The following is a 15,155-nucleotide window of genomic DNA, read 5'->3' as shown; positions in this document are numbered from 1 at the left end:
GCTTGGTTAGAAAAATGCAGAAGGCTCTGGAAAAACTGTGAAAAGCACCTAAATACGAGCCTTCAGTTCATTAATTTAGCCTTTTTAAGGCTACTTTTGCATAGAAAATATTCTGGATAGGTTCTAAGGAAAATAAGGTGAATATCATTCAAGCCTGCTTATTCATCTGGAAATAATATTACTGAATAAGTTTTGATGGACTGGTTTGTGTAACCGAACCATTATAATATGCCTTTATGTCTGTATTTGATAAGGAATAAAGCCAATGCAAAAAAAATGGCTCATTATTGCTGTAATTGTGTGTGTACTTATCGGGGGGGCTGTATGGGTCAATATGCAAAGTTTGAAAAAATTACCTTCGGGTTTTGAGGGGAGTAATGGGCGATTGGAACTACAGCGACTTGATGTCGCCTCTTTGTATCCAGGCCGGGTGATTGATATTAAGGTACAAGAAGGTGATCTGGTTAAAAAAGATGAAGTATTAGTGGTTTTGTCAGCTGAGCAAAGTCACAGTTTGGTTGAAGGTGCACAAGCCAGTAAACAGCGTGCAGAAGAAGCAGTACATCAGGCCGAAGCTGAGATTGCAGCAAGACAACAGCAGTTAAAGGTTGCACAACTCGAGCTGGATAATGCGCTACAGCTGAAAAAGGAGGATTTGATTTCTGTGGTAGAAGTGCAACGCCGTCAAGCAGCACGGGATGGCGAGGCAGCTGCGGTTAAAGCAACCCAGGCAGCACGGGAGTCAGCAATTGCTGCGGTTAATCAGGCTCAGGCACAAATGAATATCGCATCTTCGGCCAATAAGGATATGTTCATCCGCGCACCACAGACTGGTCGGGTAGAGTATCGTATTGCGGAACTGGGCAATGTTGTTGGGCCTGGCAGTAAAGTCATCACTTTACTTGATCCTAGTGATGTGACTTTATCAATTTTTCTTCCTACAGATACCGTTGGAAAATTAAAGCTGGGTGATGATGCCATAGTTGTGCTTGACGGGATTGATGCAGTTTGGCCTGCAAAAATTACATTTATTGCCAGCAATACACAATTTACCCCTAAATATGTGGAAACAGCCAATGAACGCGAAAAACTTATGTATAAGGTAAAATTGCGTATTCCCCAACAAATTAGCTTGCAGTATCAAGGGGTGTTAAAAGGTGGCTTAACTGGTAATGGTTATGTCCGTACCAATCCACAAGAGGCATGGCCAGTACAATGGCAGGCCAAATTACCGCAATTACAGCAAAACGCCAGAACACAATAAAATTGAATAGGCAGTTCGCCATGACGGATGTAAAACAGCAAGAAAACACTGTAACTGCTGTATCGTTACAGGGCGTTTCTCATACTTATGGGCAGGTTCGAGCATTAAATAATATTCATCTGTCGATTCCCAAATCTGTTACAGTCGGGTTGATTGGACCTGATGGTGTTGGAAAATCAACATTATTATCCCTTATTGCCGGGGTGAAGGTGATCCAAAGCGGGCAGGTTTTGATTTTTGATCAGGATATTTCACAAAAAAAAATCCAGAAACATTTGTCACAGCGTATCGCTTTTATGCCCCAAGGTTTGGGGCACAATTTATATCCCACATTGTCTGTCTATGAAAATGTAGATTTTCATGCGAGCCTTTTTGGTTTGGATACCCGTGCCCGAAAACAGCGAATCCAGCGATTATTACAGGCAACAGGATTAGATCCTTTTGTGAATCGTCCGGCTGGTAAATTATCTGGCGGCATGAAACAAAAGCTGAGTTTATGCTGTGCTTTAGTCCATAATCCGCAATTATTAATTCTAGATGAGCCGACGACAGGTGTTGATCCTTTATCAAGACGGCAATTCTGGAATCTGGTTGATGATTTACGCGCTGAAAATACGGAAATGACGGTGATTGTTTCAACCGCTTACATTGACGAAGCGCAACGCTTTGAATATTTATTGGCGATGGATGATGGACAGTTAATTGCCAATGCAACAACGCAGGAAGTGTTACAGCAGACCCAGAGTCAAACACTCGAAGAAGCTTATGTGAAGCTGCTGCCAGAAAATAAACGTGGAACGGGCGTGTTACACGTGACGCCATTTGTTGCAGATCCAGATTCTCCTCCGGCAATTGAAGCACATGATTTGACCAAGCAATTTGGTGATTTTATTGCAGTAGATCATGTTAACGTTACGATTGCACGCGGTGAAATTTTTGGTTTTTTAGGCTCAAATGGATGTGGCAAATCCACCACCATGAAAATGCTAACAGGCTTGCTGGATATCAGTTCAGGCACGGCAAAACTGCTAGGAAAAGAAATTAATGCAGGAGACATGGCAACCCGAATGAAAGTGGGTTATATGTCACAGGCATTTTCATTATATGAAGAATTAACGGTACGTCAGAATCTGGAACTACATGCAAAATTGTACAGGCTCACAGGGAATGATGCTAAAAATGCAGTGCAAAGTGCATTGCAGCAGTTTGATCTGCAAAAAGAAGCAGATACTCAGCCCGCCGCTTTGCCTTTAGGTATTCGGCAACGCTTACAGTTAGCCGCAGCATGTTTACATCATCCGGAAGTATTGATTCTGGATGAGCCTACTTCTGGCGTCGATCCAGCTGCACGAGATATGTTCTGGCAGCATCTCATAAAATTATCGCGACAGGATCGTATTACGATATTTGTTTCGACGCATTTTATGAATGAAGCTGAACGTTGTGACCGTATTTCATTTATGCACCGTGGACGGGTTCTGGCAGTAGGGACACCGCAGGCATTGTGTCAGGCGCAACACACAGATGAACTCGAGCAGGCATTTATTATTTATCTGGAGCAAGCATCAGGTGAAGCTGAACACCCTGTTCAGCATCACACCGATCAAGAGCAAGAGAGTTTAAGAAGTGAAGCCCGCCAGAACCAGACACTTTTTTATAGATTAATGGCCTGGTTTGCCATGGTCTGGACATTTGCTGTCAGGGAAGGCAAAGAGTTATGGCGTGATCCGATTCGAATGTTTTTTGCGATTCTTGGCCCGATCATTCTCATGATGACAGCATCCTATAGCGTTTCTTTTGATGTTAAAAATGTCAAACTCGCAATTCTGGATCGTGATCAAAGTGTGGAAAGTCGGGCCTTAACGGAATATTTTACGGCTTCGCGATATTTTACGCTGGAAAAATATATTGGTTCCGAGGCTGAAATTGATCCTGTGTTAAGAACATCTACAGCCAGGTTGGTGATTGATATTCCACCTGATTTTGGTCGAGATCTGATGCGTGGAAATAAACCGGAAGTCGGCTTCTATGTAGATGGTTCCATGCCATTTACTGCGGAAAATATTAAGGGTTTTATTCTTGGCATGATGAGTAATTACGGGACAGATAAAATAACGGCCATGGGGCTGCCGATAGAGGTCAAATCTGCGGTCTCGATACAGCCAAGATTTGTCTATAATCAGGATTTCAAAAGTATTTATGCTTTTACACCTGGAATGATCATGATGGCGATGATGTTGATTCCCGCCATGATGACCGCCCTCGGTGTGGTGCGAGAGCGGGAAATCGGCTCAATTACCAACTTGTATACGTCTCCGGCATCAGTCCGACAGTTTTTAATTGGTAAACAGTTACCTTATATCGCTTTGGCGATGTGCAGTTATTTCAGTCTGGTCTGGCTTGCCGTTGTGGTGCTGGATGTCCCTGTTTCAGGAAGTTTCTGGGCCATGACATTAGGGGCACTCTTACTGGTTTGTGCCGCGACAGCTTTTGGTTTATTGATTTCGAGTCTGGTCAAAACGCAGGTTGCGGCGATTTTTGCATCGGCGATTTTTACCTTAATTCCCGCATTGAATTTTTCAGGGTTACTTTATCCATTATCTACATTAACGGGCGTAAATTATTGGATCGGTTGGGGATTTCCAACTGCATGGTATCAATTGATCAGTCTGGGGAGTTTTACCAAGGGTTTGGGTTTTCAGGATTTTGTCCAATATTATGTAATGTTGACGCTATTTTGCATCCTATATGTATTGCTGGCAGGTTTGTTCTTAAAGAAACAGGAGCAATAGCATGTGGCAATGGATGAAAAATGTCTGGTTTTTAAGCCGGAAAGAACTGCGCAGTTTGCTAGGTGATTATACGTTAATGGTCTTGATTGTGGTGGTCCTTTCGGTGGCTGTTTATACGGTTTCTACAGGAATTACCACGGAAGTCCGTCATTCATCAATTGCCATTCTCGATGCCGACCATTCGCAGTTATCGTATCAAATACGGGATGCCTTACAGCAGCCGTATTTTAAAACGCCAGTACTGGAACAACGGGAAAATATCGACCAGCAGATGAATCAGGGCGGATATGTTTTTGTGATTGACATTCCTGCCAATTTTGAAAAAGATGTGGTCGCAGGTCGTGCCCCTGAAATTCAGGTTTTGGCGGATGCAACCTCAGTTACACAGGCCGGTATTGGTCTAGTCTATCTTCAACAAATCATTTCACAGCAAGTCAGTCAATTTTTAAAACAGCCTTCTTCAGAAAGTTTACTCCCGGTGAAGCCTGTCCTGCATGTCATGTATAACCCGAATGGCGAATCACATTGGTATCTCAGTGTTGTGCAGATTATTGCCAATATTACCCTGCTGGCCATGGTGCTGGTTGGTGCGGCAATTATCCGCGAGCGTGAACATGGAACCATTGAGCATTTATTGGTGATGCCAGTTTCTGCCAGTGAAATTGCTATGGCCAAAATTCTGACCAATGGATTGGTGATTACCGTAGCTGCTTTACTGTCCTTATGGCTTGTCGTAAATCACTGGTTGCAGGTACCCATTAATGGTTCTGTGACTTTATTTACCTTGGGAACAGTGATTTATTTGTTTTCGGTATCGGCACTGGGAATCTGGTTGGCAACGCTTGCTCCCACAATGCCACAATTTGGCTTGCTATGTTTGCCGGTATATGTGGTCACACGGTTATTGTCCGGTTCGGAGTCGCCACTGGAAAGTATGCCTGAAGTCATGCAATGGTTGACGCAGATTTCACCCGTCACACAATATGTTCAGTTCGGACAGTTTGTTTTATTCCGGAATGCCGGTATTGATAGTGTGTGGGATAAATTACTGATTATGACGCTGATGGGGATTGTATTTCTGGCATTGGCACTTGGGCGTTTTCGTCATATGTTGGCACGGCAAGGTTAAACCAGGGGGATAAAAATGAATAAATGGCTGTATGTGAGTTTGTTAACGGGGTTAATTTTAAGTGGCTGTGCCAAAGATCAAGTCCAAGTAGAGTCCCAGGTTATGCTGCCTTTACAATTTGATCAGACCGATATGGCAAAAGGATCGGCAGAAATTGCACAATGGTGGCAAAACTGGAATGATCCTGTGCTAAACCGATTGATTGAACAGGGACTGACAACCAATCACGAGTTAAAGGTAGCACTGGAAAATTTACAGGCTGCACGTTCTACCACACAATTAGCAGAAGCCGACCTCAAGCCCGCCTTAGGGGCCAATGCAGGGGTTAGTGCTCATCAATTCCAGCTAGACAATCCGTTAAATTCAGATGTGAAAAATGTTTTATCTCAACTCGGGTCATCACTGGGCGATGATAATTTCAATTTTAATGGACATGCGCAGCACATGGGCTTTATTGCGAGCTGGGAACTCGATATTTTTGGACAGAAAAAAAGTGATGTAGATGCTGCCCGATATGCCAGTCTGGCGACCATGCAGCAATGGTATGGCGCTCAAATGCTGGTTGCTAGTGATATTGCCCAGAATTACTTTACCGTTCGCAGTTTACAGCAACGCATCAAAATTGGTGATCATACGGTTGCGACGTTACAGCAGTTAAAACGGTATGCTCAGGGGAGATTTAGAGCTGGCCAGATTACCGATTATGATGTTAAAGATGTAGATGCCAAACTTACAGCAGTACAAGCACAATTAGCCACTCTACAGGCACAGGCCGATGCGTATCAGCGTAATATCGCGGTATTGACCGGCCAAGTGCCACAAGGATTTAAACTCGCAGCAAGCCCACAAAATATCTTGCAGCATATTCCAGCCCCCCCGCAAGGACAGCGGCCGTTGCAAATCCTGAATCGTCGTCCAGATATACAGGCCAAACAGGCGGTGGTACAAGCATATAGTGCCAAACGGGCCAGTGCACAGGCAGATTTATTACCGCGTTTTAATATGCAGTTTTTTTGGCAAACCGGGCAATTGAGTCTGGATAGCGATTTACCAGATTTAAAAGGTTATGGTGGTTTGGTGAGTGCAGGGATGACTTTGCCAATTTTTACAGCCGGACGTATTCATCATAATATTGAAATAAGTGATCATCGTTTGCAGGCTGCTCTGGCCGATTATGATCATGCTGTATTAAAAGCACTTGCTGAAGTAGACAGTAGTTATCAGCTTCAATTTGCGTTAAGTCGTCAAAATCTTTTATTGGCACAGGCACTGCATAAAGCCAATCAACAAGCCAAAGATGCCAGTACATTGTATCGTTATGGCCAAATGACGCTGGATCGTGCACTTAGTGCACGTTTAACCGCAAATGAGCTTGCAGATAAACAGGTTCAGGGAAAGCTGGCGCAGGCACAAAATCTACTGGATCTGTATAAAACACTTGGCGGGGGGTGGCAATCCACCCAGTCTGACTGAATAAAGTGCTTTAATTGCTCTATTCATCTTCTACCCAGGTAGAAATTTAAATTTTGATGGTTTGGAAAAATTCAGCTTTTGAATATTTGTGTAATAAAGCCCTTGTTTTTACAAGGGCTTTATTTATCCAATGGTTTGAGCAGTCAGGTTGTAGCACTGCTACGTCATGAGATTGTTTATATCTAAAAGCATCATGTGAAAATTATTCTGATTGTGTTTTTGAGTAATAAAGTTAAATACTAAGTAATAAACAATAATACTTGGTAATAAAGTTTCATCCCAATTTTCAAAAAAAGAAAATATATTCATTATTTTCAGTATATTGAAATATTGGTATGAAACTTTTTTATTTTAATAGAATTATACTTAGATTAGTTTTTGCGTATAGTATGATACTTTAATAAATATCATTTAAATTTAATATCAATAAAATAAAACACTTACACACAACATAGTATGACACTTTATTGCTTTCATATAGATTAAGCCATGCCAGAATTAGATCGCCCCATACCCAAGTCGTCACTTGAATTTGAGTAACTATAGGAAATTCTATCTTTAAAGTCTTTATCCAACAAAAACAATTAAGAATAATGTTGATTTAAGCTGCTTACCATTTGCTTACTAGGATTCAAAAACAAAAAAACCACTTACGATTAGTACACGTAAGTGGTTGTTTTATATGGTGGGCCCAGACAGACTTGAACTGTCGACCAACGGATTATGAGTTGATTCTCTCACAGTAGAGTACATGCAGTATTGTTGCTGTGGTTTCAGACCCGTCATGCTACGAGCGATCACTAGTCAAACAGGGTATATAAAAGAATAATCAGGCCCATCAAAATGTACGGACATAAGTACAATGCCAAGGCAGCAGGCCAAGTCCAATCCCATCCATAATGTACCCCAAGCACACCCACAGTCGTGCCGACAACAGGAATCCCCGCTGTAATAATCGCCACGATTATTCCGAATACACCATGCCAATCAAGTACCTCATTGAAATAGGTATAAACTCCAAAAAACTGAATAATGGTGATTATCCAATAAGCTAAAAACTTAATTACTTTCATTACTCCACCACCCCATCAGAACTCATCCCATTTAAACGATCCATTCCATCAATGTTTTGTCATTTGATGTTATGAACCCTCTCAATGTGTCAAAGGAGATGTTTAAATCTCATCTCCTTCTCAGTTCTGCATTCATATCAGCTTAGCTCAAATAGAAAAACCAGAAAGCTATCAACACGCCCAGTGAAAATAGTGCAGCAAACAGGGTGAACCATGAATGTGATTCGGCTCCCCAGAACATCCGTTTTGCCAGCCATTTTTTAAGCAGAACACTATTCAGTGTCAGCGCTGTCAAATGCAGCAACACACTGGCTAAAAACAGATTGGCAAAGAGTTCATGAATTTCTTTTAAAGTGTGGCTATAGGTATAGTCGGTCAAAAAGCCGGCTAGCACCGTTAAAGGTAGCAGGAGAAAAATACCCAGTATGCTGAGCTGAAACAGGCTGGAACTGGCTGCTTTTAAAAATGTTGGCGAAATCCATTGCTGCGGCTGTGCCCAATAACGCTGCACAAAGGGCTTGATCACCTGCAATCGTCTGCTTGGCCCTGAAGGCTGAGTATGAGCCAGTCGGGGAGCGCCAAACTGCCATAAAATTCTTAATATCAGACTGATTCCGAGGGTATAGCCAAAGGCCATATGGATTTGATGCCATTCTTCTGCATCCCCGGTCAGATAAGCCCCGGTAAAACTCAACATGATGACAATATGCAGAAACCGGATCAGTAAATCCGTTGAAGAAGTGGTTGTACGCTGAAGCATAAGAAACCTGTGCTGACTTTATTTTAAATACAGCATAGCAAATCAAGCTGAGTTGAATCTTAAGATACAGCCAAAAAAAGTGCGCTGGTTGAAGCACACTTTTTAGTATGAGGAAATGTTATCAAGATCAATAGTATGAGGCCTCAATCATCAGTTTTTCTTGTGATTTATCGACCTGTTATTCCATCAGCTTGATTCTAAACTCGGCAGGACTGCCAGTGACCCGTATCCAATCAGCTGGAAAACTCTTTAAAGGCATCCAGTGCATTTGCAGCATACATCAATGAAGGCCCACCGCCCATATATACTGCAACACCTAACAGTTCTTCCAGTTCTTGCAGGGTCATCCCCATTTTGACCAAGGTTCTGACATGAAAACCGATACAACCATCACAACGCGATGCGACACCAATTCCCAAAGCAATCATTTCCTTGGTTTTGGGATCAATCACGCCGTCACGCATAGCCGTCTGGGACAACTGATTAAAACTTTTCATTAAATCAGGTGAATCCTGAGTTAAAGTTTTTAAACTGCCTGAAATGTTCTGGGTTAATTCTTTGTATTTCATTACTGCCTCTCACATTAAACAATCAACAATACGGTTTTTCATCTATTTAACGGCTTATTTTTCTACCGGATAGCCCTGCTCCAGCCAGGCCTGATAACCGCCATGCACAGACTTGACCTGGGTAAAACCCATATTCTGTAAGGTATCGGTTGCCAATGCGGAACGTCCACCCGTGCCACAGATCAGATAAATCGTCTGATCTTTAAGATGTTCCAGTGCCTGCAAGGTATCGCAATGATGGCTCGCCACAGGATGCTGGTGAATTCTCATTTCTAAAACACCACGAGGATAATTCACCGCACGGTCTATCGCTGCCGCCTGAAATTCATCCGGTTCCCGAACATCAATCAGAATGGTTTTATGGTTTTTCATCGCTTCAAACAGTTCAGCTACACTCACTTCCTGAATTCGGCTTTTTGCATTCTGGATCAATTGCTCTGCAGTTTTCATCATTTTCATTCTTCCTCAGCCATTAAAATCATATTCATATTTTATAAACTATGATCAGGTAGATTAAAAGCGGTTTAGTTTAAATTCCCAACCAGCTGTTTTAGCCCATGAGTGCTGAATAGATTAAATACATCGCCACCCCAATCACGGTCGTGGCAAAAATTTTCTGCACCTGATGACTGTCTATCCGGTGCATCGCACGACGTCCTATTAACATGCCCACAATACAGGCCAGAACGAAAGTCAGCGTGACCGAAACAGGGTATTGAAAGCCATCCAGTACGTGTACAGAAATACTGACACCGCCAATCAGGAAAATAATCATCAGCGAAGTTGCAACGATGCTGCGCATATCCAGGTCAGTCACTTTACGCAGTGCCGGGACAATCACGAACCCCCCACCCACTCCAAGCAAACCGGTCAGCAGACCTGCAACGACCCCAATAGCGCCGAGAGACAATGCTGTTTTCATATTCCAGATCAGGCGACCAGTCGTTTGATTAACCTTGCACAGTGCATTTCCATGATCATGGACCTTATTAAAGAATATCCGGTAAGCGATGATCAGCATCACCAAACTGAAAGCCAGCGTGAGCCATACAGGAGAGATAATTCCAGCCAAATGCACGCCATAACGCGCTGAAGGAATACTGATCAGTGCAATCCAGAGCGCGGCACGATAACGTACGATGCGCTTGGACAAACCTTCAAATGTTCCAACCAGTGCTGATAGAGTCACTGCCAGCAAGCCTACAGGTGCAGCCTGTGCTACCGTCCAACCCTGACTTGCCATCAGTGCCGGTACAGCCAGAATACCACCACCCGCACCGGTTAAACCCAGCAAGCCACCGATGGCCAGCCCTTCCAGTATCAACCACATCACACCTATACCTCTCTTGACTCCAGTGGTTCAACCAAAGAACCTACTGGTTTAATCCTGAAACTTGCCTATTTGAAGTAATTCAGCGGAAGCTTTAAATAAGAAACCCCATTATCTTCCGGTTCAGGGAACTGTCCTGCTTTCATGTTGATCTGAATTGAAGGCAGAATCAGTTTAGGCATACTCAAACCTGCATCACGCTTGTTACGCATTTCGACAAATTCAGCTTTGCTCGTGCCATGATGAATATGAATATTGCGGTTTTTTTGCGTCTGGATATCCGTCTCACACACATAGCGATCACGCGTTTCTGGCAAATAGTCATGGCATAGAAATACCCGAGTACTTTCCGGCAATTCGAACAGGCGCTGTACCGAATCAAAAAGTATGGCTGCACTGCCGCGAGGAAAGTCACAACGTGCCGTGCCATAATCCGGCATAAACAAGGTATCTCCGACAAAGACCGCATCACCGATAACATAACTCAAGCAGGCCGGTGTATGTCCAGGGGTGGGAATGTTATAGGCTTCGATGGAACCAATCTGGAATTTCTCATCATCCTCAAACAGGTAATCAAACAGCTGCTGGGCATTCCATTGCTTGATATCCAGATGATAGATCGCAGCAAAGGTCTCCTGGACCATCGAAATTTTCTGGCTCATGGCAATCTTGCCCCCGAGCGTAGCTTTGAGATACTGTGCTGCAGTCAAGTGATCGGCATGGACATGGGTTTCCAGAATCCACTCAACTGTTAAACCCTGCGCTTTGACATAGGCAATGATCTGATCAGCATGTGTGGTCGAGGTGCTGGCAGATGCAGCATCATAATCCAGCACACTGTCAATAATTGCACAGGCTTTAGTTGCAGGATCACTCACTACATAACTGAAAGTATTGGTATCTTCATGGAAAAAGTCTTTTACAACTGGGAAATTTGACATGATTAAGCTCCTGCCCACTTACGGTGAATCAACACGCCTGCAAGCATCGCAACAATAAAATACAGAACCTGATAATGCCCAAGACCAATCAAGGTAAAACTTGGTGCAGGACAGATTCCGGCAATCCCCCAACCGATACCAAAGAGCAGGCTGCCCGAGATCAGTTTAGGGTCAATCTTGTTATTCTTTGGCAAATCGATCGGTTCATTAAAGATCGTTTTCGGTGCCTGGCTGCGTAGCGCTTTTTGAAAGGGAATAAATGCCACAGCAATTGCACCCATCATCACAAAAGCCAGACTGGCATCCCAGTCGCCAAACAAATCCAGGAAGTCGAGCACTTTTTCCGGATTCGACATCCCGGAGACCATCAGTCCCACAGAGAACAAACCGCCGAAAATGAAAGCCAGAAAATTTTTCATTTAGAAAGCTCCTGTGATATGGCGAATGATATAAACCGTAACAAAACCAGCGAACATAAAGCTCATGGTGGCCAGGATAGAACGCTTCGATAAACGGCTCATCCCGCAAATCCCATGACCACTGGTACATCCTGAACCCAGACGTGTACCAAAGCCAACCAGCAGACCCGCGATGATCATCATCAGCGGACTGGCATTCAACTCGATTTCAGGCTGGACAAATAATCCATAAATAAAGGGCGTGACAATCAAACCTGACATAAACCAGATGGCAGGGGTTTTAAACACGGTCTGTGGATTCAGTACCTGTCCAATCAATCCGCTGATCCCTGCGATACGGCCATGCACATAGAGATAACCAACTACCGCTACTCCCAGTAATAGTCCGCCGAGAAATGCGATGAGAAAATCATGCATAGTAAATCTGCTCATTTACAATATATATTTTTATATTATATAATAAATAAAAATATTCAAGCAGAAATGCTGATTTTTTTGTATCTCATCATGGCTTATCAGGACACCTACATGAACGCTGCACCGTTAAAAGCACAAATGGACTTTTCACAAGTCGATTTGGTCAGTGATTGTCTGAAAGTTTTATCCAACCCTGACCGTCTTAAAATTCTCTGTGTCTTGGTCGATGGCGAGCTGAATGTACAGCACATAGAACAACGCACGGATATCCACCAGCCTACCTTGTCACAACAGCTGACCGTATTGAGAAACAGCCAGATCGTATCGACACGACGGGAAGGCAAACAGATTTTTTATCAATTCAGCGATATACGGGTGCTAAAAATCATGCAGACCCTATATGAAGTGTACTGCAGCCACGATTGTGATTGATATAACTCCCCTACTTTCAGATCATTTCGGGCAACACAGGTTTTTCAGGAATGCTAAAAGCAAAAGTCTTTAGCTGATTTGCTCATAGATTCCCCTTGCTTTCTGTTTCACAGGGCGGCCTTTAACGCAGACTCCCGCCATTAAAATGTTAGGTGCAGCATAAAGCCTGCATCTGCAACATAACCCTATTCGACACCTTCCAACTGTGCTGGAGTCGGTCGGTTTTCTTTACATCAATTCGACAGTATTTATCCAGCTGAACCAAGCGAATTGCATCACAGGCATCTGATTTAGGCTTGAATCTTGGCATCAGTGGACGGAATTGAACCGCTGTACCATCAGCTCATTTAAAGAATTAGGCTTTTTTAGGTTTGTGCTTATTTTCTTTTAGTCGTGCATGTTGTTTGGCATTAAAAAATTTAGATCATGCTGCAAGATGACAAACCTGTTGTTGTAGCGACATGTGTTTGGGGTAGCTACAATCGATGAGGTATTTTTAGATTTTATTGAGTAAAAGGATGATCCATATGCATCAAGAATGGAACAAACGTTATCGGGAAACACAACATTTATATGGCTCAGAAGCAAATGTATTTATTCAGGACATCAGCCAACGTTATGCGATTTCTGGCCGTACCTTGGCTATTGCAGAGGGTGAAGGGCGTAATATCCTGTATTTAGCACGTACAGCACGAGAGAAGCATTTAGCATTTAGTGCCGAGGCGTGGGATTATTCGCAAGTTGCTCTTGAAAATGCCCAGGTATACGCACAAGAACAAGGGATTGAATTGCAAACCCGGCAGATCGATTTGACTACAGTGAAATGGCCAGAAGATCAATATGACAATATTCTGTGTGTATTTGGTCATGTCGATCCAGCTACCCGATTAAAAACCTTGCAGGGTGTACGTCAGGCACTAAAAAATCACGGTCATTTTATTGGTGAGGTATATTCCAAAGCACAATTTGCTTATAAAACCGGTGGTCCTGGCAATCCTGATTTTCTATATGATCCTCAAGAAATTTTAGAAGTATTTCAGGACGATCATATTGTTCACTTTTTTGTCGGAGATGTAGAACGTTATGAAGGACAATTGCATCAGGGCAAAAGCCACGTGATTCAATTTATGATTGAAGTGCTCAAAAAGTGAAGCTAACAATTAAATTATGAGCTGAGTCACTCTCTCATTTATTTATAAAAAATGAGAACCATCTGTTTTTGCAACAGATGGTTCGCTTGATTGATAAGCTTGCGGAGATATCTACCGGTTGAATAGCAGTAGATCGTTACTCTTCTAACAGGCTTCTTAACATCCAGGCTGTTTTTTCATGAACTTCAAGTCTTTGTGTGATCAGATCTGCTGTTGGCTGGTCATTAACTTCATCCACGATGGGAAATAGACTTCGAGCAGTGCGTGCAACAGTTTCATGTGCATTGACCAGCAGGCTGACCATTTCCTCGGCTTTAGGAACACCTTCTACTTCTTTAATGGCAGTTAATTTTACAAATTGTTTATAGGTTCCTGGCGCAGGAAATCCCAATGCCCGAATTCGTTCAGCAATAATATCCAGGGCATTCCATTGTTCGGTATATTGAGTCATAAACATGTTATGTAAGCTATTGAATTGTGGCCCAGTCACGTTCCAATGAAAGTTATGGGTCATCAAATATAAGGTATAACTATCCGCTAGCAGTTTAGATAACCCTTCCACGATTTTGGCACGATCACTATGAGAGATACCAATATCAATTTTCACTGCTTTAGATTCTTTTTTAGAACTCGCCATTTTTGAGACTCCTTGTATTTTAAAGGTATATTTATATTAATTTAGCTCGATCTACTCTCTAAGACCTGAGCAATAGAGACTACGTGTTTTAGCCCTGATAAAGAAATTTTTGAACCGTCGACCCATATTCAAATATTCTGCAGGATATCAGCAAAGCTGCAAACATTAGTATTCTGTTGAGTTATATAAATAACATACATCTTACCAAGATGTATTGAGAATTAACGAGAGTTAATTACGCTCGCACAAATATAAATTATGGCAGCAAAACTTGAGTATGTTTTATAGCTAAGTATGGCTATACGTTTGAATTATTTTCAATTTAAAAAAGTAATTTTCGATAAAATATCGCCATTGATACATACAATGATCAGATATACGCTGAACTTTATACAGTTAGCTTTGGGAAGCATTACTGCTTTTACGCCATGATGATCAAATTCCTTCAATAACTAATTTAGTATGTGTACCGCTATGTATACAATCTGTGACTTTACCGAGGCAGAGTTGTTCCATTTTCGCCCATTGAGCATCTGTAAGCATGTATCTATCCATGATGAAACTATAAACGAAATAGTCTTATTGGCCCAATTCTCAACACACCATAAAAATCAAGTTATGCTTTTTAATAAAATTTATGCGGTAGTGTTCAAAAATCTGTGTCATTTCAATAAACTGAATCAAACAGGAAATGACACATCATGGCAAACAACTTTGATTTCGAAGCAGCTTTAAAACAATTACAGTCAGGACAACCCCTCACTGGTG

General features: G+C 42.4%; 15 protein-coding genes and 1 pseudogene. 7 read left to right on the top strand and 9 right to left on the bottom strand.

The features are described from left to right. From FTT83_RS13945 to FTT83_RS13925, 5 genes and pseudogenes are all read left to right on the top strand, one after another. Nucleotides 1-120: pseudogene (locus tag FTT83_RS13945) on the top strand (IS5/IS1182 family transposase); the annotation flags it as partial. 145 nt (nt 121-265) lie between these two features. Continuing rightward, a complete protein-coding gene (locus tag FTT83_RS13940; protein ID WP_004871259.1) occupies nt 266-1,264 on the top strand; it encodes an HlyD family secretion protein in 999 nt (332 codons plus the stop codon). Nucleotides 1,265-1,284: 20 nt separating this feature from the next. Continuing rightward, the gene (gene rbbA, locus FTT83_RS13935; protein ID WP_004871262.1) at nt 1,285-4,056 is read left to right on the top strand and encodes a ribosome-associated ATPase/putative transporter RbbA; all 2,772 of its coding nucleotides are present in this window, start codon (nt 1,285-1,287) and stop codon (nt 4,054-4,056) included. Nucleotide 4,057: 1 nt separating this feature from the next. Next, on the top strand, nt 4,058-5,185 hold the full coding sequence (locus FTT83_RS13930) for an ABC transporter permease (RefSeq protein WP_004871265.1): 1,128 nt from the start codon (nt 4,058-4,060) through the stop codon (nt 5,183-5,185). A gap of 15 nt (nt 5,186-5,200) precedes the next feature. Beyond that, complete coding sequence (locus FTT83_RS13925; RefSeq protein WP_180044042.1) at nt 5,201-6,658, top strand: efflux transporter outer membrane subunit; 1,458 nt, start codon at nt 5,201-5,203, stop codon at nt 6,656-6,658. 800 nt (nt 6,659-7,458) lie between these two features. On the opposite strand, the gene FTT83_RS13920 is transcribed toward FTT83_RS13925, so the two are convergent. The 8 genes from FTT83_RS13920 to FTT83_RS13885 form a co-directional block, all read right to left on the bottom strand. Then, nucleotides 7,459-7,731, bottom strand: a complete 273-nt coding sequence (locus tag FTT83_RS13920; protein ID WP_180082650.1) for a hypothetical protein — start codon at nt 7,729-7,731, stop codon at nt 7,459-7,461. 142 nt (nt 7,732-7,873) lie between these two features. Continuing rightward, a complete protein-coding gene (locus FTT83_RS13915) occupies nt 7,874-8,491 on the bottom strand; it encodes a cytochrome b/b6 domain-containing protein (protein ID WP_086194894.1) in 618 nt (205 codons plus the stop codon). 233 nt (nt 8,492-8,724) lie between these two features. Beyond that, complete coding sequence (locus FTT83_RS13910) at nt 8,725-9,060, bottom strand: carboxymuconolactone decarboxylase family protein (protein ID WP_086194895.1); 336 nt, start codon at nt 9,058-9,060, stop codon at nt 8,725-8,727. Nucleotides 9,061-9,114: 54 nt separating this feature from the next. Next, entirely contained in the window at nt 9,115-9,510 is a 396-nt protein-coding gene (locus FTT83_RS13905) for a rhodanese-like domain-containing protein (protein WP_086195123.1), read from the bottom strand. Nucleotides 9,511-9,610: 100 nt separating this feature from the next. After that, nucleotides 9,611-10,390 (bottom strand): sulfite exporter TauE/SafE family protein, encoded by a 780-nt coding sequence (locus FTT83_RS13900; RefSeq protein WP_086194896.1) that lies wholly within the window; start codon nt 10,388-10,390, stop codon nt 9,611-9,613. A gap of 68 nt (nt 10,391-10,458) precedes the next feature. Continuing rightward, complete coding sequence (locus FTT83_RS13895; protein WP_180176778.1) at nt 10,459-11,331, bottom strand: MBL fold metallo-hydrolase; 873 nt, start codon at nt 11,329-11,331, stop codon at nt 10,459-10,461. Between the two features lie 2 nt (nt 11,332-11,333). Continuing rightward, nucleotides 11,334-11,750, bottom strand: coding sequence for a DUF6691 family protein (locus FTT83_RS13890; protein WP_086176663.1), 417 nt, complete (start codon nt 11,748-11,750; stop codon nt 11,334-11,336). After that, entirely contained in the window at nt 11,751-12,167 is a 417-nt protein-coding gene (locus FTT83_RS13885; RefSeq protein WP_086176664.1) for a YeeE/YedE family protein, read from the bottom strand. Between the two features lie 111 nt (nt 12,168-12,278). On the opposite strand from FTT83_RS13885, the gene FTT83_RS13880 reads away from it, so the two are divergent. Both FTT83_RS13880 and FTT83_RS13875 read left to right on the top strand, forming a co-directional pair. Beyond that, nucleotides 12,279-12,599 (top strand): metalloregulator ArsR/SmtB family transcription factor, encoded by a 321-nt coding sequence (locus tag FTT83_RS13880; RefSeq protein WP_180176777.1) that lies wholly within the window; start codon nt 12,279-12,281, stop codon nt 12,597-12,599. 527 nt (nt 12,600-13,126) lie between these two features. Further along, nucleotides 13,127-13,750, top strand: a complete 624-nt coding sequence (locus tag FTT83_RS13875) for a bifunctional 2-polyprenyl-6-hydroxyphenol methylase/3-demethylubiquinol 3-O-methyltransferase UbiG (RefSeq protein WP_180176776.1) — start codon at nt 13,127-13,129, stop codon at nt 13,748-13,750. A 136-nt stretch (nt 13,751-13,886) separates the two neighbouring features. Here the strand turns inward: FTT83_RS13875 and FTT83_RS13870 are convergent, their stop codons facing one another. Further along, nucleotides 13,887-14,387: a Dps family protein gene (locus FTT83_RS13870; protein ID WP_086194901.1), complete on the bottom strand. Its 501-nt coding sequence runs from the start codon at nt 14,385-14,387 to the stop codon at nt 13,887-13,889. Nucleotides 14,388-15,155 lie beyond the last annotated feature (768 nt).

Source organism: Acinetobacter sp. YH01018, assembly GCF_013420295.1.
Classification (GTDB): domain Bacteria; phylum Pseudomonadota; class Gammaproteobacteria; order Pseudomonadales; family Moraxellaceae; genus Acinetobacter.
Note: the sequence above shows the minus strand (reverse complement) of the source record. Positions and strands in the feature narration are given on the sequence as shown.